This window comes from Candidatus Erwinia haradaeae (assembly GCF_900698955.1).
GTDB classification, from domain to species: Bacteria; Pseudomonadota; Gammaproteobacteria; order Enterobacterales; family Enterobacteriaceae; genus Erwinia_E; species Erwinia_E haradaeae_G.
Genome location: NZ_LR217720.1, coordinates 193,759 through 217,970, shown reverse-complemented (window position 1 = coordinate 217,970; position 24,212 = coordinate 193,759). Strand labels below are relative to the sequence as shown.

Here is a 24,212-nt window from a genome sequence, read left to right as displayed (position 1 = left end):
AACAGATATATAGAATACTATATTTTTTTTGATAATTGCTGATGTAATAAAATATTTTATGAAAAGTCATTCCTCATGTGTCAGAACAAATCTAGAGTCTTGTAAATTACAGTAATCTCAAAGTGTATAAATAATAAATTCATGAACAGTAAATCCGTATCTATCATGTCCACTCGATAGATTGGGAAATGTCTACTGTAAAATAGCTATACAACGCCTTCAACATATCACTTTAATTCTTACCAATGCATCTGTATGTTACAGTGAATCGCTATCACTGTATTTTCTACAACAATCTGCATTAAATTATTCATTAATAAAAATACCATTAATTAAAAGTAACCTAATAATCATAAACATATTTGTCTACCTATCTATGGCAGCATAATACTACACTATAGCCCCTATCTTCTACAAGCATCCCCAATGCAAGGATGCTTGTTATTTAATATGCATACTATTAAGAGCTGCTTTATACCTAAAGACATAAAAATGTTATTAAACATAAATATAAATATGAAAAATAAAAATAACATATTACTCGCTCAAACTCAAAAAAATTACCAGTACTTTAATATAAAATAGCAAAAAAACTAACGTATCGCTTTTATTATTTAAGATATAATTGATGATTAGTCTCCATACCACGGATATTACATTATCTTATTCATCTAGATTAATATCATAATAATCCGTTAATATTATAATAGATGATATCTGTTACTCATTCATCTTTTATTTCCGATAAAAGAAAAAATATACACTAGGCTCTTCTATAATTTTTCTCCATCAGACAAGATATAGTCCAGTATATATGTCACACTCTATAACTACCTAGTGAAGAAATATAGATAGAATAAAATATATCATATATAATGTACATATTTCGCCAACTTTAGTGATATTGACATCCATTTTCGATACCATTATGGATAATATCATTATAAATCTATGATACGATAATACATCTATATCTAAATAAAATTGTTTATTTATTGTGCATATAATAATTGTGCATATAATAAAAGATATAATACTATGTTTTAATTATAGACATGTTATCCAAAAACCTTACCCAATCCTGTGCATGACTATAATAAAATGTAAATAATGGTAAGAATGTAGAAAATAATTTATGTTATAGATATAATACAGTCGTGGTAATTACTTATTGTACTATATATACTTTATTACAATAATTATAGAAATTATTTTTATACAAATTCTAAAAACATTTTTATAAAACTAATAAAACTAATACTTTACTACGTAACTCAAACTAAAAATTATATTAATATAAGTTTTATCAGCTTTAAAAAAGGTACATAATAAAAACAAAACATACACATCATATAAACATTTCTACAGAGCATACAAATAGTATAGAATATATAGTATATAGAATATTGAAATAGTCGGTATAAATGATCTTATCATACTAAAACAGCACACTCTAATGACACCCCATTCTAAGTAAAATAATATGATAATTCTTATGTTCTATTTATCCTTTCAGAGGTACAAAGTAAATAATACTTTCTTGAATACCAAAAGAGATAGAAAAATTTTTATAAAAATAATGCGTAATACAACAATCTCTATATAAATTTCACCTTGTATATATCCACGCACATAAAATGAGTAATATTATGATGTATATACTGCATATTATTAAGGAGTAAGAGTGGATGGCTCAGCTTTATTTTTATTACTCTGCAATGAACGCCGGAAAATCAACAGCATTATTACAATCATCTTATAATTATAATGAAAAGGGAATGAGAACCTTAATTTATACTTCTAGAATAGATAATCGTTGTGGTATAGCTCGAGTTAGTTCACGTATTGGACTATCCTCTATTGCTAAATTATATCACCTCAACACATTAATTTTAAAAGAAATTGACTCTGAGCATGCTCGTGACCCCGTACATTGTGTTTTAATTGATGAAAGTCAGTTTTTAACACGAAAACAGGTTAAAGAATTATCTATAGTAGTAGATAAGCTAAATATCCCTGTACTATGTTATGGCCTACGTACAGATTTTCGCGGTGAATTATTTTCTGGTAGTTTGTATTTATTAGCGTGGTCAGATAAGCTTATTGAATTAAAAACAATCTGCTATTGTGGTAGAAAAGCTAATATGGTGCTGCGTCTCAATCCGACCGGTAAGCCTATTTTATCTGGCAAGCAGATAGAAATAGGCGGAAATGAGAAATATGTTTCAGTATGTCGTAAGCATTATTTTACAGCATTAGAAGACTCCTGTCTAACTACTTAAAATAAGATCACGCCAACCATAGATCCATTTATTTATGATGTACTAAAGTACTACAGTTGTCATCTTAATATAAACAATGTATTGAGAGTGTTGACCGTATGGATAGCGCTGATAGTACTGTATGACTCATAGTGGTCGTGAGCGTAACCTTCGTATTGCTCTTTCATGCTCCCAGAAAGCATACATCAATAATAATACCAAAACTCAGCATTTTTTAATTATGTGAAGAGAATTATTCATTAGAATAATATCTGGCATGATTATATTGTATTTTTTTAAAATACTAATTGTATAGGAATGTGCATAGCTAGAAGATGATGATCATGATCTACATCATTGATGAATCTTAATCTAAACTTAAGCACTTAACTTATACAAATATATGCATAATATATCCCTAAAATCAAAGATATAATGCACTTTATTAAATACATAAATCTAAAATTTTAAATGTGATATTATCATATATGATATTTCTTATGTAGCTTATCTTGCAATCTTATTTTTCACCCCAAATAAATAAGCCATTCAGCCATTAAGAATTTTATGAACTCGATTAATCATCTACTATAAAAACTGCATATAACAAAAAGATAATACCACACAAAATACGAGGTCGAAATCACCATGAAAGGAAAAGAAACGCTGCATTTTCAATCAGAGGTAAAACAACTTCTCAAATTAATGATACATTCACTATATTCCAATAAAGAAATTTTTTTGCGCGAACTTATTTCTAATGCCTCTGATGCTGCTGAAAAATTACGTTTTCAAGCATTATCCACCTCAAACATGGATCACGGAAATCTGCGCGTACGGATCGCTGTCAATAAAGAAGATCGCACTCTGACGATCAGTGATAACGGTATTGGAATGAGACGCGATGAAGTGATTGAGAATTTAGGCACTATTGCGAGGTCAGGAACTAAATCTTTTCTCTCGTCACTGGGATCAGATGAAGCTAAAAATAGTCAACTCATTGGTCAATTTGGCGTAGGTTTCTATTCAGCATTTATTGTGTCAGATAAAGTTGAAGTACTTACTCGCTCTGCGGAATCACCTAATAACGCGGGTGTATGGTGGCAATCCTCTGGAGAAGGTGATTATACTATTACTGACATTGAGAAGGATGAAAGAGGTACAGAAATAATCCTACACTTACGCAAGGGCGAAGATGCATTCTTAGATCCATGGCATATTCGTAGTATTGTTAGCAAATACTCTGAACATATTTCTCTACCAGTAGAAATCCAAACACATAATGAAAAAGATAACACAACATTATGGGAACAAATTAATAAAGCTCAAGCACTATGGACACGTCATAAATCTGACATCAAAGATGATGAATATAAAGAATTTTATAAACATATTTCTCATGATAATTCTGATCCATTAACCTGGAGTCATAACCGAGTAGAAGGTAAGCAAGAATATACAAGTCTTCTATATATACCAACTCAAGCACCATGGGATATGTGGAATCGTGATCACAAACATGGTCTTAAACTATATGTACAACGTGTTTTTATCATGGATGATGCCGAACAATTTTTACCAAATTACTTGCGTTTTATTAAAGGAATTATTGATTCCAATGATCTACCGCTAAATATTTCGCGTGAAATTCTACAAACCAATCATGTTACACAAACTTTGCGTATAGCGCTAATTAAACGTTCATTACAAATGCTCGAAACAGTAGCAAAAAATGATCAAGAAAAATATCAAACTTTCTGGAAACAATTTGGACGCGTTCTTAAAGAAGGACCTGCAGAAGATAGAAGTAATATAGAAAACATTACCAAATTATTACGTTTTGCATCTACTATGTCTCAAGATTCCTTACAAAATGTATCATTAGTAGATTACATACAGAGAATGAAAGAAAATCAGGAAAAAATCTATTATATCACTGCTGATAGCTATCTCGCAGCAAAAAATAGCCCATACCTTGAAATGTTCGATAAAAAATCTATTGAAGTATTACTCCTATCCGACCGCATTGACGAGTGGATGATGAGTCATCTCACTGACTTTGATGGTAAAAAATTCCAATCAGTGAGCACAGCTGATTCTGCACTTAATACACTAGCAGACACCACACCAGAGATACAAAAACAAACTGAAAAAACACTGGAACCATTCGTCAGTCGGATTAAAGCATTACTTGGCACCCGTGTAAAAGAAGTAAATCTTACACACCGTTTATGCGATACACCCGCTATCGTTACAACTGAAATGAATGATATGACAACGCAAATGGCTAAATTATTTTCTGCAACAGGTCAAGAGGTACCAGAAATTAACTATCACTTTGAATTAAATCCGGAACATATATTGGTAAAACGCGCAGCTGATACTACGGATGATGCTCAATTTGCAGAATGGATTGAATTATTTTTATCTGAAGCCCTCTTTGCTGCCACAGGAACCTTAGAAAATCCTCATAAATTCATTCAGAGAATTAATACAATGCTACTACGCTCTAATATAGAGGACAAAAATATATCTAGTTAAGGCTCATGTATAAAATTTTATAAGACGATATAAATTACTCATCAATAGCCACCAGTAAATTATTGTATCAGCATATAACTGGTGGCAAGATATAAAATATTAGCGTCTCCATATCACTCTCTGTGTTATAAATAATTACTAATTGCATTACTTAAGATAAAATAAACCATAATCCAAAATACTAAGCGACCTTACGCTATTTTTAAATAAGAGAACCATCCATTAAAATCTACATGATAACTAAGCGATTAGTATAATTTTCACTATACACTGATAAAAAACTCCCTCTAAAACGATGACAAACTAGAAATGGTATCTTTTGTATTACTTACGATGGGTCAACAAAATTTATAATCTCTCTAGCAAAAAATACTTCTATACTTAACAAGTATTGTTTTACTGAATATACAGCACAATAAAAATTATTGTATGTATTCTTTCAAAACATATGACTATATTTTTTAATATCAAAACTACATTGACAATACATATAAAAAGAAAATAATATATACAATATCGTCTGATCATACCAAACATAATCTGAAGCCATATCGTACACAAATGATCACTAATGATCTATACTATATGTATATATAGTACACATAACTTCCATATAAAATAAACGACTAATATTTTCCTATATTGTCTATGGAGTACGTGTACTCTACTATGCTATTAATGCACTTAATAGACATTTTTAAAGAAAATTCTACTTGATAGTGTACAAGATCCAGTCCTCTAAGAGGATATCAAAACGTATCTTCATTAAGGACCATTGATTATACATTTTCTTTATACATGACATCTTCGTGCTTAAAAATAGTAAAAACATATTTTTAATCATCATAGCATTTATCTGCTAGATAGCATTATTATTGTCTAAATAATTTTACAACTTGTTCTACATTCATATTCATTAAGATAGGAGAAAATAATGTGGTTGGTATTCGCGGAGAAATAAGACTAAGAGAGCAGTAAAGATATAAAACAAAACTATAACTGCTCTCTCTACCTCTCTCTAAGTTTTATTACAAGAATAAGTGAGCTATATACAATATTAAAGTAACCTTAATAATAAGATAGATCATAATCCTCTCTTTTATCTAAGCAGTTAAATATTCTCTTCCACTATATTAACACCGCAAGACAATTATATGGCGTCTACAGATAAACATCTTGCATAATATACTGACATGCCCCTGCTGACTTTTCCTAATGCATTTATATACCCCACATTTTGCGATGGATGCTAGTATATATCAGGCATCACCTATTTGTGCTCTCTATGATACATATCGCAGGTAAAGAAGTCATGCTTCTGTATTTTATTACTTGTGATGAAATATAAATATATGTACATTACTTCCATAAAACGAAAGCATAGACAAATATTCTTTTGCAATATTTTCTCTCCCCGCGTTCCATGCTTATTACTCATCGAGTTCTAATATAGTACGAGGCAAATCCTCATATAACCTTATACCCCTTTAACACAATATTTAAATTTTTTTCGTGAATATAACTTTTAAGATTGGTGTATATTACCATATACGCTTGATCATTCCATAGCATATACTACTACTCTCATATACTACGCTCATAATTATTTTTAACTATAATTAAACTGCTTATGCAGGTCGCCACTGATTCTCTGTTAGTACTCAGAATACACTACTTACTTATTAATCCGTCTGCACTAAGAGTACCACTTAATAGTGTATTTCTACCACACCTAATATCTTTGTACTATGCATTAAAGAAGAACTTTAAGCATATCCCACAACACATGTTATGTTAATTTCTACTACACAGGTGCCCTCATAAAACTCACTGACAAAAATTGGCACATTTGTTTAAAAAACAAAATATCCTGCAATGGAATCTCTACTCTATAATTGTAATCCAGTAACGATATCTTTAGGTTGGAAAGCCAGAATGCGCAACAAGGTGATCTCCACCCCCATCCGTCGATTAGGTGCAAATGGTAACTCTTTTCGACCAACTAACATCATTTGATAATAAAGTTGAACATCACTAGGAGTTAGTATACCAGCCAATTTCTGCAATCGAGTAGCAATTACTGCAAAATCATTACTCATTATAGAAGGTAGAAGCTGCATAACAGCTATACGATGCAAAAGTTTCAGCATTTCTGTTAACAACATCTCCAAATCACTACCACACAACACAGATTTTTGTACTAACTCCATAACCCGTACCCCATCAGCATTTACTAAAGCTTCTAGTAGATTAATGGGTTGTTCTTCATCCAAGGATCCGAGCATATACTTTACGCTATCAATAGTGATTTGTCCCTTACCCATCACAATAGCTTGATCAGTTAAGCTTAATGCATCACGCATGTTCCCGTCTGCCGCACATGCTAGAAGTTGTAATGCACCAGTATCTGCACTAATATCCTCGACACATAAAATATGGTGTAGTGCACCACAAATCTGATCTGGATTGAGAATTGTGAGATGAAATTGTAAACAACGTGATAAAATAGTTATTGGCAGCTTTTTTGGATCCGTGGTAGCCAAGAGAAACTTAACATGCGATGGTGGTTCTTCTAAAGTTTTCAATAACACATTAAAACTATGACGCGATAGCATATGCACTTCATCAATTAAATAAATCTTAAATCGGCCACTAGAGGGAGTATATTGCACATTATCTAATAGATCCCGAATATCCTCCACCTTTGTTCGAGAAGCAGCATCAATTTCAATCAAATCAACACAGCAACCCTCCACAATATCATGACATTGATCACACTGACCACAAGGATTAGCAGTTATACTTGTTTGGCAGTTTAGGGCTTTAGCTAATAAACGTGCAATGGTAGTTTTTCCAATACCGCTATTTCCAGAAAATAAATAAGCATGATGTATGCGCCCCATAGATAATGCATTTACTAGAGCAATTAATACATGTTGTTGTCCCACTACATCACTAAAAGTTTGGGGGCGCCACTTACGGGCTAATACCTGATAACTCATAAAATCTAATCATCTACTCAAAAAGTATGTCAGTTCTTATCTTAAATAAAAAATTCATAGACAGTATCTTACTGTATAACAATACTTAACAACAATGTTATATACTATTTTAGCTGGAGTGTCATAAAAAACTAAGTAATTCGTCATACTAAAAATAATTCAATGTCAGAAGATCGAAGAACCCTTGATCTACATATTCTTTTATTTGCAATGTTTAATTATTATTTTTTACGTTAGTATCCTCAGAAGCAGCCAAGTAAACCACTAATTATATCCAATACGTACTCACTTTTTATACCAATGATCATTTAATCAATTATCAAATATTGTAATCGATATCTCACTTTTATGTATATATGTATGTATCTATAGGTATATTATATCAAGCGTGTTTATTAACCTGCAGATTGAAAGAATAGCGTTATAATATTCACAATATTTACATTATGTATACGATTAGGATGTAATAATTTCATGTTCTTATATTTTGATATGCATAGTATCTATGCTATATACTATACACTAAATATAAAGCCCTCACCTTAGATGCACACTCAGGTATCCCATCAGCCAGTCGTTCTGCGATAATAATAAAAACTCAGCGAAATCTTTCAGTCAACTACACCAAGTTTTCTGTATTCTGACGCAATAAGCATATTGCTTCAAATATTTTGTAAGCGGACAACAAAGATTCTAGACATCTCATGATTTAGAATCAATGTACGAATACAGCCATGTACGCTATCTAGTATAGATAGCAATAGAACACTTGATCATATGAGAATTCTTCAAAATATATTAATAGGTCTACCACCATAATAGTATTATGGAATTTAGATAGTTAGAGCCATCTCAAAAAGATTAAAAATAAAATAAATCACACATCAAAAAAAACACATATAGCTATTGTTATCTACACATAAAATCACGCCAATATACATAATTTCTCATCTGACAAAGCAATATCTTAAAATATAAGACATGTATATGCATATTACATATTGTATAATAAAATAAATATCAACATAAGTTAAGTACTACACAATATACACGACCACAAAACTATAATAATAGTTATTAACTATAGAAAAATATTAGTGAAAAATAAAGAATTTTACACAAAATACTAGAGGATACAAAGCATAACCTGTAGAATACTACAGCAATATTTATGCGTTTTTATTCACTTTTAGGTTGAAATATTGCTATGCTCAGAATCACTAAAGAAACCCTGACATTTGACGATGTGTTACTCGTTCCAGCTTATTCTTCCATTCTTCCAAATACAGCTGATGTGACTACCTTTCTCACCAAAAAAATCCGTTTAAACATTCCCATTGTTTCAGCTGCTATGGACACTGTCACTGAGTCTAGTCTAGCGATCGCAATTGCACAAGAAGGTGGACTAGGGTTTATTCATAAAAGTATGTCGATTGAAAACCAAGTAGAGGAGGTGCGTAGGGTAAAAAGGTATGAAAGTGGGGTGGTGACTAACCCACAAACTGTATTGTCAACTACTTCTTTAAGCACAGTAAAATCTTTAACTGAACGTAATGGTTTCGCAGGTTATCCAGTGGTCAATAATAATAACCAGTTAGATGGAATTATTACCGGCCGAGATGTGCGGTTTGTAACGGATCTCAATCTTCCTGTATCCGCCGTTATGACCACAAAAGAGCGATTAGTCACTGTAAAAGAAGGTGAATCTCGTTCTGTAGTCCTGCAAAAAATGCATGAAAAACGTGTCGAAAAAGCATTAGTAGTAGATAAAAACTTCCACTTACTTGGCATGATCACTGTTAAAGATTTTCAGAAAGCAGAACGTAAACCATATGCTTGTAAAGATGAACATGGCCGCCTACGTGTTGGAGCTGCAGTAGGTGTTAGTTCAGGAAATATAAAACGCATTGATATGCTTGTCTCTGCTGGAATTGATGTTCTACTCATTGATTCTTCACATGGTCATTCTGAAGGAGTACTGCAACGTATTCGTGCTACCCGTGCAAAATACCCAGATCTACAAATTATTGGTGGTAATGTCGCAACCGGTGCCGGTGCACTTGCGTTAGCAGAAGCAGGCGCTAATGCAGTGAAAGTAGGTATTGGCCCTGGATCAATTTGTACTACCCGCATTGTTACAGGTGTAGGTGTTCCTCAAATTACTGCAGTTTCAGATGCCGCTACTGCACTAGAAGGTTCTGGGATTCCAATTATTGCTGATGGCGGTATTCGATTCTCTGGGGATATTGCTAAAGCAATTGCCGCGGGAGCGGCAGCGGTTATGGTAGGCTCCTTGCTCGCAGGAAGCAAGGAATCACCAGGTGACATTGAATTATATCAAGGACGTTCATTTAAATCTTATCGCGGCATGGGTTCTCTAGGTGCTATGACTAGAGGTTCCGCTGATCGTTATTTTCAAATTGATAATGCCACACACAAACTAGTACCAGAAGGTATTGAAGGACGCGTGGCATATAAGGGTCGCCTCAAGGAAATTCTCTATCAGCAGATGGGAGGATTGCGATCCTGCATGGGACTGACTGGTTGTGCAACTATCGAAGAATTACGCACTGTAGCAATGTTTGTGAGAATTAGCGGAGCAGGCATTACAGAAAGTCATGTACATGACGTTACGATCACAAAAGAGCCTCCCAACTACCACGTAGGTGCATAATCATTGATGCCGCCGCGTATATGAATCTATTGACATCAGATATAATATATATTTATATCGCTTCAGTATCCTGATCAATTAGATCACAACATTATATTCTATCCCCTCTGGACACACCTCATGATACATAAAAATATTTCTCAACATCGCATTCTCATACTAGATTTTGGATCACAATACACTCAACTACTTGCTCGACGCATACGGGAAATAGGGATATATTGCGAGTTAGTGTCATGGTACGTAACGGAAGAACAGATTAAAGATTTCCGCCCAAACGGTATCATTCTTTCGGGGGGACCCGAAAGCAGTACTAGTACCACTAGCCCACGGGCGCCACACTATATATTTGACGCTGGAATACCAATTCTCGGCATATGTTATGGCATGCATATTATGACCATACAACTAGGTGGAAAAGTAGAAAGCAGCAGACAGCGTGAATTTGGATATGCCCAAATAATGATTACAAAGGAAAGCTCACTTTTTTGTAATACAAACGATACACTAAGAACAGGTCATAAAAAAATTCTAGATGTATGGATGAGCCACTGTGATAATGTTGTGGAAACTCCATCTGATTTTATTACTGTGGGTAGTACTGAAAGATGCCCTGTAGCTATTATAGTGAATGAAAAAAAACGTTTCTACGGTATACAATTTCATCCAGAAGTTACGCATACACAGCAGGGTTATAACCTACTAGAACAATTTGTGCGAAATATTTGTCAATGTGAGACGCGATGGACTGCAGTCAATATCATTGATGATATTACTCAATATTTACATGAAAAGATAGGCAATGACACAGTAATGCTTGGACTATCTGGTGGAGTGGACTCTTTAGTAACCGCATTATTACTTCACCGCACGATTGGCTATCGTCTAAAATGCGTATTCATTGACAATGGACTTCTTCGTTTAAATGAATCGCAGCAAGTGCTTAATATGTTTTCTCACTGTTTAGATTGTAACATTCTTCATATAAAAGCAGAGCAACGCTTCTTAAATGCTTTAATAAAAATACACGAACCAGAAGAAAAACGTAAAATCATTGGTCGTGTATTTATTGAAATCTTCGAAGAAGAAGCGTCAAAATTCCATGATATCAAATGGTTAGCACAGGGCACAATTTATCCTGATATAATTGAATCGGGCATGTCATCTGTCTCACCAACGCGGGTAATCAAGTCGCACCATAATGTCGGTGGTCTACCACAATGTATGACACTGCGTGTGATAGAGCCACTAAAACAACTATTTAAAGACGAAGTGCGAAAAATTGGAATACAGTTGGGTTTACCACATACTGCTCTGCAGAGACATCCATTTCCTGGGCCAGGTCTAGGTGTACGAATATTAGGAGAAGTTAAAAAAGAATATTGTGACCTCTTACGATGTGCTGATTCTATCTTCATTGAAGAACTACACAAAGCAAACCTATATCATAAGATTAGCCAAGCATTTACTGTTTTTCTTCCCATTCGTTCTGTTAGCATCATGGGTGATGAAAGAACATATGACTGGGTGTTAGCATTAAGAGCTGTAGAAACCACCGACTTTATGACAGCAACATGGGCAAATTTAACGTATGAGTTCCTTACTTGCGTATCCACTCGAATTATGAATGAAGTACCAGGTGTATCCAGAGTGGTGTATGACATCTCTAGTAAACCCCCAGCAACCATTGAATGGGAATAACTCTATGTATATGACGCTTCAGAAAACTAAAATTTTCAGATATACCACCACCTTGCACATCTATAACATAGAGTAAACACTTTTTCATATCTTTGACTTCTGCATCTCTATGCATTCACAAAGCGTCTATATGTAACATACGATCTAAAATATTAACATTCATTGATATGTGACTGACTGTAGTAAGACAAATATTTACTTATTGTGAAATGTACGTAATATGTACTACACCCTAAAAATACGTGACACACTGATCAGATAAAAATCTGATCTTATCTATACATGTACTGTTCTATGTTTCAATTGCTGCATGAAGATATATAGTTGTCAAAAGTAAAACTTATATGTAGTGGCACTGACATGATGTTCTGTTCTATAACATATAACGTATAACATATAACATAGTATGCACTGACACTTCTAATAATGCACGCATATATATATTTTAAGTTCTCTCTCCTCGTATCTAAAGTAATTTTATTGATCCTGTATCCCATATAAACTTGGTGAATACCCTTCTACATAATATTTGTTTATGTATATTACATACCGATAATAACAAACATTATAATTTCTACACATTGGAAAATATTCATACTTACAAATGTATACATGCTATATAGATCTCACAAATATAGCATGCTGTTCATTAACTTCTAACGAATGATTACCATATGGATCTTATTGACTCAAGGACATTTCCTCATACTAGTATCATATAAAAAGTATGATCCAAGATCCATAATATATGATGAGGCAGTACAATACATCAATACAAAAACTAAGTTATTCTTTGTACGTGTCATATTTTCACACCCCCTAAAGACTAACGATCGTTCTCTAATAGCTAGTGATTCTTCTCTAATAATAAAACATTCTCTTGATGATTCATTAAAGCGATGGTATTTCTATCATGCCTTGAAAGCACTTTAAGCACATCCAGCTCTTCCTCTGCGATAGGTTCAATAACTCTCTGTAATGCAACCACATTTTCATTGTCAGCGGTACGAATTAGAATTACACCATGTGTATTACGACCAATCATACTAATCTCGGACACTCTAGTTCGCACTAAAGTACCTGCATCAGTAATCATAATGATTTGATCACCATCCATGACTTGTACGGCGCCAATAACTAACCCGTTTCTTTTTGTAACTTTAATTGCAATAACCCCTTGTGTAGCACGCGATTTAAGTGGATATTTAATATTTTTTGTACGTTTTCCATAACCATGCTGAGTAACAGTCATAATAGCACAATTGTCACGAGGTATAATCAAGGAAACCACGCGATCCCCTTTAGATAACTTTATGCCTCGTACTCCAGAGGCGGTACGGCCCATAGTACGCACTTCTGTTTCAGAAAAACGTACAACTTTTCCACAGGCAGAAAACAACATCACTTCATCATTTCCATTGGTGAGAGACACACCAATTAACTTATCATCTGTACGAAGATTGACAGCAAGAATACCAGCGCTACGTGGTCGACTAAACTCAGTAAGTGCTGATTTTTTTACGGTTCCGCTAGCAGTAGCCATGAATATATTCCACCCTCCTGCATATATACGCACCGGTAATAAGGCAGTAATACGCTCATGGGATTCTAGTGATAAAAGGTTAACAATCGGACGACCGCGGGCATGACGACTGGCTTCCGGTAATTGATAAACTCTGAGCCAGTACAAACGACCACGACTCGAGAAACATAAGATAGTGTCGTGTGTATTCGTTACCAAAAGACGATCGATGAAATCTTCCTCTTTGATGCGTGCTGCTGATTTTCCTTTTCCGCCCCGCCGTTGAGCTTCATACGCAACAAGTGGCTGATACTTAATATATCCTTGATAAGATAAAGTCACTACTACATCTTCTTGATGAACTAGGTCATCAAGGTTGATAGTAGCACTATGAGTTGTAATTTCAGTACGACGTTTGTCGCCAAATTGATCTCTGATCAATTCTAGTTCTTCCCTCATAACCTCTGTCAAGCGCGTTGAGCTGTTTAAAATAAAGACTAATTTCTGAATTTTATCTAAAAGACCTACATATTCTTCAAGCAATTTTACATGCTCTAGTCCCGTTATTTTCTGTAAGCGTAAATCTAAAATCGCTTGAGCTTGATCGGCAGTCAACGAATATTTACCAGATGCTAGATAATGCTGTACTTCTCGTAATTTATGACCAGCAATAGGAGTACCGGAAGACTCTAACATTGTAGATAAGTTACCTATTGTCCATGTGTCAGTCATAAGCTTTTCTTTCGCTACTGCTGGTGTAGATGCAGTTCGTATTAAGTGAATCATAGTATCAATATTTGCTAATGCTAAAGCAAGCGCCTCAAGAATATGAGCGCGATAACGAGCATTACGTAATTCAAAAATAGTACGACGTGTAATCACTTCACGACGATGGCACACAAAGGCTGCCAAGATATCCTTCAGTGGCATAACCTGTGGTTTACCCTCATGCAAAGCAACCATGTTAATACAAAAAGAAGTTTGCATCTGAGTAAGAGAATAAAGCTGATTTAATACCACTTCACTTACTGCATCACGTTTCACTTCTATGACAATGCGCATACCATCTTTATCAGATTCATCACGTAATGCACTAATACCATCTAAACGTTTTTCTTTAAGTAATTCAGCAATTTTCTCAATAAGATGAGATTTATTTACTTGATATGGAATCTCGTATACAATAATACTTTCCCGTCTACTTTTAACATTGACCTCCACTCTCGAACGAGCTCGAATATATATTTTACCACGACCACTGTGGTATGCTTCATAAATGCCGCTCTGTCCTTGAATAACAGCAGATGTAGGAAAATCTGGGCCTGGAATATATTCCATTAATTCTTCTGCAGTAATATCCTCATTCGCAATATATGCCAAGCACCCGTTAATGACTTCAGTTAAGTTATGTGGAGGGATATTGGTTGCCATACCCACAGCAATTCCTGACGCACCGTTAATCAATAGATTCGGTATGCGAGCAGGCATTACTACCGGAATACTTTCTGTATTATCATAATTCGGTACAAAATCTACTGTTTCCTTTTCAAGATCTCCTAGAAGCTCGTGAGCCATTTTAGACATACGAACTTCAGTGTAACGCATCGCTGCAGCAGAATCCCCATCAATGGAGCCAAAATTTCCCTGCCCATCTACCAGGGTATAACGTAAAGAAAACAATTGTGCCATACGCACAATGGTATCATATACGGCAGTATCACCATGTGGATGATACTTTCCAATCACATCACCAACCACACGCGCAGATTTTTTATAGGCTTTATTCCAATCATTACCAAGTACATACATGGCATAAAGAACACGGCGGTGTACCGGCTTTAACCCATCACGAACATCTGGTAACGCGCGACCAATGATAACTGACATGGCATAATCTAGATAAGATTTTTTTAATTCTTCTGCAATATCAACCGATGTAATTTCACGGATAAGGTCATTCATGGAGGAACTTTCCTTGCTGTGTTAATCCTGTATGGAAAAGTATTATAGTATATCACATTAGGCAGTTAGATGAATAATCAGCGTGATTTTAATCCATGATATATATCAAATCATATAATATATCTTGAACAAAAATTAAATATGCACATAAATATTATCGTCTTATTTATAATGCATAAAAATAATCACAATATTTATATACTGAATTAAATTCATATAATATAAAAGACTAACATAGAAATATAAAAGTTAGTCTCATGTAGAATATGTGATAAAACTAAAATTTCTCAAATACAAAAGGTTTCTTAGATGAAAGTTAAAACTCGATTCTCCCCGAGCCCTACAGGACACCTACATGTTGGTGGTGCTCGCACTGCGTTGTATTCATGGTTATTTGCCCGTCGTCAAAACGGAAAATTTGTGCTACGGATTGAAGATACTGATTTACACCGCTCCCACAAAAATATTAGCGATGAAATTATGACTGATATGCGCTGGCTTAACCTTGATTGGGATGAAGGACCGTATTATCAAACAAAACGTTTAGATCGGTATAACGCAATTATTAATCAAATGCTACAAGATCATAGCGCATACAAATGCTATTGTTCAAAACAAAGGCTAGAAACCTTACGTACAAAACAGATGGCTCATGGATTAAAACCACGCTATGATGGTTATTGCCGAGATTATAATGAGGATTGCACAAAACAAAAAAAACCTGTCATACGATTTCGCAATCCCGATGAAGGATTCGTAATTTTTGAAGATCAAATACACGGAATAATTAAGTTCAGCAATCAAGAATTAGATGATTTTATAATTTGTCGTTCTGATGGAATACCAACTTATAACTTTTGTGTAGTTATTGATGATTGGGATATGAATATTACTCATGTGATACGTGGTGTTGATCATATTAATAATACCCCGCGTCAAATTAATCTTCTTAAGGCACTTAACGCCCACATTCCTATTTACGCACACGTATCCATGATTTTTGGTCCTGATGGTAAAAAATTATCTAAACGACACGGGGCTATTAGAGTTATGCAGTATCGCAATGAAGGATATCTACCTGAAGCATTACTAAACTATCTTCTACGACTTGGGTGGTCGCATGGTAATCAAGAAATATTTAGTATGAATGAAATGAAAAATTTATTCACACTACATACTATCAATAAATCTCCAAGTATCATGAATCTTAAAAAACTACAATGGCTCAATCAAAAATATATTAATGCTTTATCACCTGCATACATCTCTAAAAATCTTCAATGGCATATGGAACAAGAAAATCTTGACATTGAGAATGGTCCGTGTCTAGAAGACTTAGTAAAGTTACTTGGCCCGCGTTGTCATACATTAAAAGAAATAGCTGAAACTTGTCATTATTTCTACGAGGAATTTAATGATTATGACCTTGATGCAGAAAAAAAATATTTCTTTACACAGTTAGAAGTTGCACAAAAATCACTGCAATCGATACGTGTTAAATTAGCCGCGATACTAAACTGGACATTACTAGAGGTGCGAAATGCTATAAATGCCAGTGCTCATGAACAATTTGGAGGTATGCGTACTCTTGCAATGCCTTTACGTCTTGCTATCACGGGATCACTCAAAGCTCCTGCAATGGATATTACCATCTATACCGTTGGTCAGATACGAAGTCTTGCGCGTATTAATAAAGCATTATTACATATTCAAAAGTACAAGGATCAATAAATTAATTATATATACTGTGCATGCAAACAACCGATCTCCAAGAAAGATAGGTGTATATTGATCAGAAATAAGTACCTCTTTCTATGTACTTTTTGAGACGTATCATGTAATAACAGTCATCTATAATAAGAACAATTAAACTGCTTTCTCCTAATATGTATCATGCATAAACTAAGATTGAATGTGATCACTATTGCCAACAAAAAATTCAATATCAGAATGAAAAGTATTGAATCTACTGCTCTTCTGATAAGAGTGTATATAGCATATATGCTCTTCTATCAGAAAGATAGAATACAACATCTTATAATGCATAGATCCATCTGAACCCAAAGAGAATTCCTGCATATGATAAACCTCATACGCCTTTATTTATTATATATTAGTAATCTACCGATCTTTTTTAGAGTATTCTCATACTACTTTTTATTTTTAACCCACTCACAATTTTCTCATATAATGAGAAAACATTCGTATGTTTTCACCTATTTTAGCGTGTAGACAAGAGTGTTACTTTGTATATAATAGAACATAAAAACTCCTAAATCCTAATACATGAACTCACTCACTGTTTACAAAAGCAAAACATATTTCTATAGAACATTGACTAATGCTGAAGAATAGGATTTGTGAGACTAATTTATTATACACAACACCATAGTATCGTGTTTGTAAAGGTCGTCGCCTCACTCTCTTAATAAGATATTGAATTTATTTTTTAAGGAAGATATACATTTGTCAATAGTAGTGGCAATCTCCTTCTCTTCTAGTGTTCGATTGGCAGCTTGTATAGCAATGCTAATAGTGACACTCTTAAAACCTTCCGTAATTTTTTCCCCGCGATATACATCAACTATATTAACACCCACTACATTATACTTCTCTCCAATATTCTTACATTCGCTAATCACCGCCCCTGCCGGTATGCTTTCAGCAATAATCATAGAAATATCTCGATAGTTCACTGGGAAACGAGAAACCGGAACAGCATAAGATAACATGCAGTCTGCCACCTTCTCCCATAAAAGTTCAAATACTATTATACGACTTTTATAACCTAACTGACCTTCTATATCTGGATGAATCACTCCGATACATCCAATATACTCTTTTTTTATATAAAGCCCAGCACACTGACCAGGATGTAATGCAGGATGAGATATTCCGATAAAATCTACGTTCTGAAGTTGATTCATCAGATCAAGCAGAGACTCCAAATCTCCTTTTAAATCATAAAAATCTACATCACATTGCGTTTGATCCCAATGTTCATGATATCTATTGCCGCTCATCGCGCCTGCCAACAGTAACTCTTGACGTACACCAAGAGGCGCCGTTATGTCTGGTATAAAACACAGACCACTTTCAAAAAACCGAATATGTGACTGTTGACGATTTTGGTTATAGATCACGGCGCCTAATAAACCACTCCATAGTGATAAACGCATGACTGACATCTCTGCCGAGATTGGACGAAGGAGCTTTAAGCTCTCTGATGCTGGGTGCAGAAGAGTCTGCACCTTTGGGTTGACAAAGCTATAAGTAATTGCTTCCTGATAACCTTTATCAACCAATAACTCCTTAGCGCGTTGGAGAGAGAATTTTTTCTCAGAATTCTGATTCATAACTACACTAACTGGTGCTAATGTATTAGGAATTTTATGATACCCATAAACACGCATGATCTCTTCTATTAAATCTACTTCAATAGAAAGATCAAATCGCCAAGTAGGAATCACTACTTCCCACTGACCTTGAAGCAATTGATTAATAATTTTACATCCCAATCGTTGTAAGATATCGATTATGATATCTTCGGATAGTATACATCCAATTAAACGATCAATATTTTTACGAGAAAGCAAAATAACATGAGGTAATGGTAAATTATCTCTATTAGTACAATCGATCAATGCCCCAGCATAACCACCACAAATCGCTAACAAAAGACCAGTTGTACGTTCTATAGCTTGATATAGAAATTCTGGATCTACCCCTCTTTCAAAACGATGAGAAGCATCTGTATACAGATGATAGCGGTGCGAACATCCTGCAATAGACAATGGTTGAAAAAAGCCAGCACCAAGAAAAATATTCTGAGTATTTACAGTAATACTAGAACCTTTACTACCACAAACACCTGCAATAGAAAGTATTTTTTTATCATCTGCTATGACTAGCGTCTTATTATCGAATGTAACCGTACTGTTATCTATTAAAGAAAACACCTCACCTTCTTGAGAATAACGAATTGTAACTGTTCCTTCAATACATCGAAGGTCAAATACATCTATCGGCTGACCAAGCTCTAATAATACGTAATGTACAATATCTTGAAGTATATTATAGGAATATATTCCACAACGTCGAAGTTTTTCTTTCATCCAAAGAGGCGTGGGAGTATGAATGTTTACCCCTTTCACTACACGCCCTAAATAACGCGGACACACCTCGGGTGCATCAATATGAATTAAGAGTGTATCGAATACGCTCACCTTAATCAGTGGTATCTCTATTGGACATAATGGAGTACTAGTAATCACAGAGATATCACGAGCAATGCCCATAATACTCAGACAATCTGCACGATTGGAGCTGACACTCATTTCAATGATATTGTCATCTAATTGTAAATACTCATACAGATGTATACCAATAATAGCATCTCTTGGAAGCTCTATAATACCCTCTTGATTAATTTTTATACCGAGTTCAGAAAATGAACAAAGCATACCCTCTGATAGCTCTCCTTGGATTAGAGAAGCCTGAATACTCATATTGTTAGGTAGGGTTGCACCTACAGTCGCCACAGCCACTTTAATCCCTTCTCGACAATTTGATGCACCGCATATAATATGGAGAAAACGATCTATACCTATATTTATTTTTGTTGCATACAGTTTATCTGTACGTGGATGCTTTACACATTGTACCACCTCGCCTACTACCACCCCATGAAATGCAGGAGAAACTAACTCCCTATGATTAACTTCAAGACCAGCCATAGTAATGGTGTTGCATAAAACTAAGCTCTCCATATTGGGATTAACCCATTCCCGCAGCCAGCGTTCACTAACTTTCATTGTTTGTACTGACCCTTATTTAAACTGTTGAAGAAAACGTAAATCATTTTCAAAGAAAAACCGTAAATCACTGACACCGTAACGTAGCATAGCAAGACGCTCTATACCCATACCAAATGCAAATCCAGAATAAACATTAGGGTCAATACCCACTTTATGCATAACATTAGGATGTACTAGTCCGCAACCTAATACCTCTAACCATTTACCACGATCACTCATAATATCCACTTCTGCAGAAGGTTCTGTAAACGGAAAATAAGACGGACGAAACCGTATATCGATATCCTCTTCAAAAAATTTTTTTAAAAAATCCAAAATAGTGCCTTTAAGGTGAGAAAAACTAATATTCTTATCCACAAAAAGACCTTCCATCTGATGAAACATAGGCGTATGAGTATGATCGTAATCATTACGATAAACTCGGCCTGGCGCAATAATACGAATGGGTGGCTGTTGTGTTTGCATAGTTCGAATTTGTACTACAGATGTCTGAGTACGTAATAAGCGCGTACTATCAAACCAAAAAGTATCATGATTATTACGTGCTGGATGATATTGAGGCATGTTCAATGCATTAAAATTATAATAGTTATCTTCAATTTCTGGGCCAGTAACCACCACAAAACCAATCCTACAAAAAAAATCTTCAATGCGCGCCATGGTGCGCATAATAGGATGCAGCCTACCACCCTCTCTTCGTCGACCCGGTAATGAAATATCAATTTTTTCTGTGAGAATCCGCGCGTTAAGCGCTAAATATTCTAATCTCTTTTTTCGATCTTTTAATTCATTTTGAATTTGTTTTTTAGCTTGATTTATTTTAGCGCCTACTATAGAGCGTTCTTCTGTAGATAGCTCACGCAAAGCAGTCATCTGGAGCGTTAAATACCCTTCTTTACCTAAGTATGCAACACGAACATGATCTAATGCAGAAAACTCCTGAGCACTGTTAATAGCACATTTTGCACTTGCTACCAGGTCTACCAAATGTAACATCTTGTCCTCTTTTATTTAGCCCTTGTAAAATATCTGCAGTATGCTATAATTTTATTATGCTATAATTTAACTACATAGTAACTGGATAAATATGATCCATTTATTTTTCGTTTTATACCTACATAAGATCAGAGCTGATATTGCATGTTATATATGAAAATATAGGTAGTTTTACTAGTCACACAGTCAAAAAATTTTTGGATCCTATATTATGGATGAAAATATCAAATACAAAACGGCAACTTGAGACGCATGATTTTTATGAATCACAGAGGTCGCTTGAATATCATATACAACTTGATAGCACATGCCTTTCCATGATACGAACTGATTCAAGTGATATATGTGTGTTGTACACATCACTCCTTTTGTAACCCTGTCTGAAATAACACCAGCATACTAATCAGCACGGATAAAATAAAATAGAGCTATCTTATCCATAATGAAATGCTCTATTTCACATCATTCAAGATGTTTTCATTGCGCTAATGCCTATACCGCATTCCCTTTTATTTCACAAAATATACAATTAATATCGAATAGATAAAAGATGATAGGTGTATATGTATCTTACCAATAATTTTATTCTGATATATTTATGATTATCTGTTTAGAATAAATTATTATGTCTTGAAAAGTCTTCACTTCAATCATCCCATGTCCTGACATTCATATAAACTATCTTATTATAGTATTAGTTAATTCTTATTCATATAAAATGCCTTACAGGGGCATGCATCTATTAAACGCATTGAGAATATAATTGTTTGTAATTACCTACTACTATATTAATGCTTTTCTATTGATTGGAGAGATTAAGGGAAATTGGTTACCATAGATGCTATAGAGGCTTGCCCCTAATGTATTACAGATAACAGAGTACCCAAGAATGAAATATCTATCATATTTGTAATATTACACCCCTGGTGTAGGTAACTCGTACAAGTATAATGAGATTCTTCTTATAAAGAAAGAATGGTCTATAGAACTATAGACCTCTAAATTTTACTGAGAAAAATAGAGATGATATGCATAGATTGATATATAAAAGCATACAGGAAGCATAAATGGATATCACGAGATTTATGTGCAGATCTATGTAGTACCTCTAATTATCAATACAAATAAAACGCATACTACTGAGTATACTCTCAATTTTTTACTCAGTACATGCATCCACCTCAGCGAACACTCTCAAATCCTTCCGTGTATCACCTAACAATTTAAAATTGTAAATGTAAGTACCTTACTAAAGACGTGTCAGTGAACAGTTCTACTACATATGTATATAATATGACAACACTCTGAAGTAAGAGTAAAATATAAAATATATGGATGTATAAGACTCTGACCATACCAACACATACTTACAATCTATCAATCCTTAAGTAAGGATTCACATAAATCACCTTACGTATACTTCTATGGCCATAGGTTAAGCTAGTGCTTCTTTTGCTCGCGTTACTAGTTCAGAAAATACAATTTTATCATAGATAGCGATATCTGATAAAACTTTACGATCAATATCAATGGAAGCCTGTTGCAGACCATTCACAAACACACTATACGATATTCCATATCGGCGAGCGGCAGCATTAATGCGTATAATCCAAAGCCGACGAAAATGACGTTTCCGCTGACGACGATCACGGTAGGCATATTGCCCAGCTTTAATTACTGCTTGACATGCCACTCGATACACTCGTGAACGAGATCCGTAGTAGCCTTTAGCTTGATTTAAAATTTTCTTGTGACGCGCGTGAGCAGTTACGCCTCGTTTTACACGAGCCATTTATCTCTCCTTGTAGGATACACGATCTTTTTTTCGTATACAATAATCTTTGAGTATCGCCATAACGTATGGATATAGTTCAAGTTGCTTACGCGTAAGGTAAGCAGGCCACTACTACACCGATATCGCTTTTAGACACCATAGCTTTCGGCCGTAAGTGACGTTTACGCTTGGTGGATTTTTTAGTCAAAATATGACGTAAATTAGTGCTTTTATGCTTAAAACCACCAGAGGAGGTTTTCTTAAAGCGCTTAGCTGCGCTGCGTATAGTCTTAATCTTAGGCATATTCAATTTCCACTGTACATTATAAACTATAGCAAGCATTAAAAATGAATAATTGACATTCCATGTTATTCATAACAATGCGATATTATCTCTTATCTTCCTACTATTTTTTCTTTGGCGCAAGAATCATAACCATCTGGCGACCTTCAATTCTTATAGGAAAGGATTCTACAGTAGCGATATTCTTATCTTCGCATAAATCTTTACGGACGCGATTAATTACTTCCATCCCTAGTTGCTGATGTGCCATTTCACGACCACGAAAACATAGTGTAATTTTAGTTTTATTTCCATCTTCTAGAAAACGCATTAGATTGCGTAATTTAACCTGATAATCTCCATCGTCAGTGCCAGGACGAAATTTAATTTCCTTCACTTGAATTACTTTTTGTTTTTTCTTCTGTTCCTTATGAGATTTATTTTTTTCATAAAGAAACTTTCCATAGTTCATAATACGACAAACTGGCGGTTCAGCATTGGGACTAATCTCAACAAGATCTACGCCAGCTCCTTTTGCTTTTTCCAAAGCTTCATTTAAGCTCACGATACCAATCTGTTCACCGTCTATATCTGTCAGACGAACCTCAGTAGCACGAATATCGCCATTAATACGATTCGCGCGCACTAGTTGAACTCGTTTTCCACCTTTAATACTATA

Annotated in this window: 10 protein-coding genes and 2 pseudogenes; 5 read left to right on the top strand and 7 right to left on the bottom strand. The window is 34.5% G+C overall.

All coding sequences use genetic code 11. The annotated features are described in order from the left end of the window. Positions 1–1,688: 1,688 nt before the first annotated feature. Positions 1,689–2,282, top strand: a complete 594-nt coding sequence (locus tag ERCILAFE3058_RS00685; RefSeq protein ID WP_157989575.1) for a thymidine kinase — start codon at positions 1,689–1,691, stop codon at positions 2,280–2,282. A 621-nt stretch (positions 2,283–2,903) separates the two neighbouring features. Next, positions 2,904–4,802 carry a molecular chaperone HtpG gene (gene htpG / locus ERCILAFE3058_RS00680; RefSeq protein WP_157990045.1) on the top strand — a complete coding sequence of 633 codons (1,899 nt, stop codon included), beginning with the start codon at positions 2,904–2,906 and terminating at the stop codon, positions 4,800–4,802. Positions 4,803–6,709: 1,907 nt separating this feature from the next. On the opposite strand, the pseudogene dnaX reads toward htpG, so the two are convergent. Continuing rightward, positions 6,710–7,804, bottom strand: a pseudogene (gene dnaX, locus ERCILAFE3058_RS00675) (DNA polymerase III subunit gamma/tau); the annotation flags it as partial. 1,207 nt (positions 7,805–9,011) lie between these two features. Here dnaX and guaB point away from each other — a divergent pair. Further along, positions 9,012–10,478 carry an IMP dehydrogenase gene (gene guaB, locus ERCILAFE3058_RS00670; protein WP_157989573.1) on the top strand — a complete coding sequence of 489 codons (1,467 nt, stop codon included), beginning with the start codon at positions 9,012–9,014 and terminating at the stop codon, positions 10,476–10,478. Positions 10,479–10,601: 123 nt separating this feature from the next. Then, positions 10,602–12,179 carry a glutamine-hydrolyzing GMP synthase gene (gene guaA, locus ERCILAFE3058_RS00665; RefSeq protein ID WP_157990044.1) on the top strand — a complete coding sequence of 526 codons (1,578 nt, stop codon included), beginning with the start codon at positions 10,602–10,604 and terminating at the stop codon, positions 12,177–12,179. A gap of 931 nt (positions 12,180–13,110) precedes the next feature. Here guaA and gyrA read toward each other — a convergent pair. Further along, positions 13,111–15,663 (bottom strand): annotated as a pseudogene (gyrA, locus tag ERCILAFE3058_RS00660) (DNA topoisomerase (ATP-hydrolyzing) subunit A); the annotation flags it as partial. Positions 15,664–15,972: 309 nt separating this feature from the next. Here gyrA and gltX point away from each other — a divergent pair. Further along, positions 15,973–17,394: a glutamate--tRNA ligase gene (gltX, locus tag ERCILAFE3058_RS00655; protein ID WP_157989571.1), complete on the top strand. Its 1,422-nt coding sequence runs from the start codon at positions 15,973–15,975 to the stop codon at positions 17,392–17,394. A gap of 686 nt (positions 17,395–18,080) precedes the next feature. Here gltX and pheT read toward each other — a convergent pair. From pheT to infC, 5 genes are all read right to left on the bottom strand, one after another. After that, positions 18,081–20,477 carry a phenylalanine--tRNA ligase subunit beta gene (pheT, locus tag ERCILAFE3058_RS00650; RefSeq protein ID WP_157989570.1) on the bottom strand — a complete coding sequence of 799 codons (2,397 nt, stop codon included), beginning with the start codon at positions 20,475–20,477 and terminating at the stop codon, positions 18,081–18,083. A gap of 15 nt (positions 20,478–20,492) precedes the next feature. Beyond that, on the bottom strand, positions 20,493–21,476 hold the full coding sequence (gene pheS, locus ERCILAFE3058_RS00645) for a phenylalanine--tRNA ligase subunit alpha (RefSeq protein ID WP_157989569.1): 984 nt from the start codon (positions 21,474–21,476) through the stop codon (positions 20,493–20,495). 1,435 nt (positions 21,477–22,911) lie between these two features. Then, the gene (gene rplT, locus ERCILAFE3058_RS00640) at positions 22,912–23,268 is read right to left on the bottom strand and encodes a 50S ribosomal protein L20 (RefSeq protein ID WP_157989568.1); all 357 of its coding nucleotides are present in this window, start codon (positions 23,266–23,268) and stop codon (positions 22,912–22,914) included. Between the two features lie 88 nt (positions 23,269–23,356). Then, positions 23,357–23,554, bottom strand: a complete 198-nt coding sequence (rpmI, locus tag ERCILAFE3058_RS00635; protein ID WP_157989567.1) for a 50S ribosomal protein L35 — start codon at positions 23,552–23,554, stop codon at positions 23,357–23,359. A gap of 103 nt (positions 23,555–23,657) precedes the next feature. After that, complete coding sequence (gene infC / locus ERCILAFE3058_RS00630; RefSeq protein WP_157990043.1) at positions 23,658–24,206, bottom strand: translation initiation factor IF-3; 549 nt, start codon at positions 24,204–24,206, stop codon at positions 23,658–23,660. Positions 24,207–24,212: the final 6 nt, after the last annotated feature.

What these genes read in the sequence shown, in the direction of transcription:
- ERCILAFE3058_RS00685 (WP_157989575.1), top strand. Translation starts at nt 1,689, where the DNA reads ATGGCTCAGCTTTATTTTTATTACTCTGCAATGAACGCCGGAAAATCA.
- guaB (WP_157989573.1), top strand. Translation starts at nt 9,012, where the DNA reads ATGCTCAGAATCACTAAAGAAACCCTGACATTTGACGATGTGTTACTC.
- gltX (WP_157989571.1), top strand. Translation starts at nt 15,973, where the DNA reads ATGAAAGTTAAAACTCGATTCTCCCCGAGCCCTACAGGACACCTACAT.
- pheT (WP_157989570.1), bottom strand. Translation starts at nt 20,477, where the DNA reads ATGAAAGTTAGTGAACGCTGGCTGCGGGAATGGGTTAATCCCAATATG.
- pheS (WP_157989569.1), bottom strand. Translation starts at nt 21,476, where the DNA reads ATGTTACATTTGGTAGACCTGGTAGCAAGTGCAAAATGTGCTATTAAC.
- rplT (WP_157989568.1), bottom strand. Translation starts at nt 23,268, where the DNA reads ATGGCTCGTGTAAAACGAGGCGTAACTGCTCACGCGCGTCACAAGAAA.
- rpmI (WP_157989567.1), bottom strand. Translation starts at nt 23,554, where the DNA reads ATGCCTAAGATTAAGACTATACGCAGCGCAGCTAAGCGCTTTAAGAAA.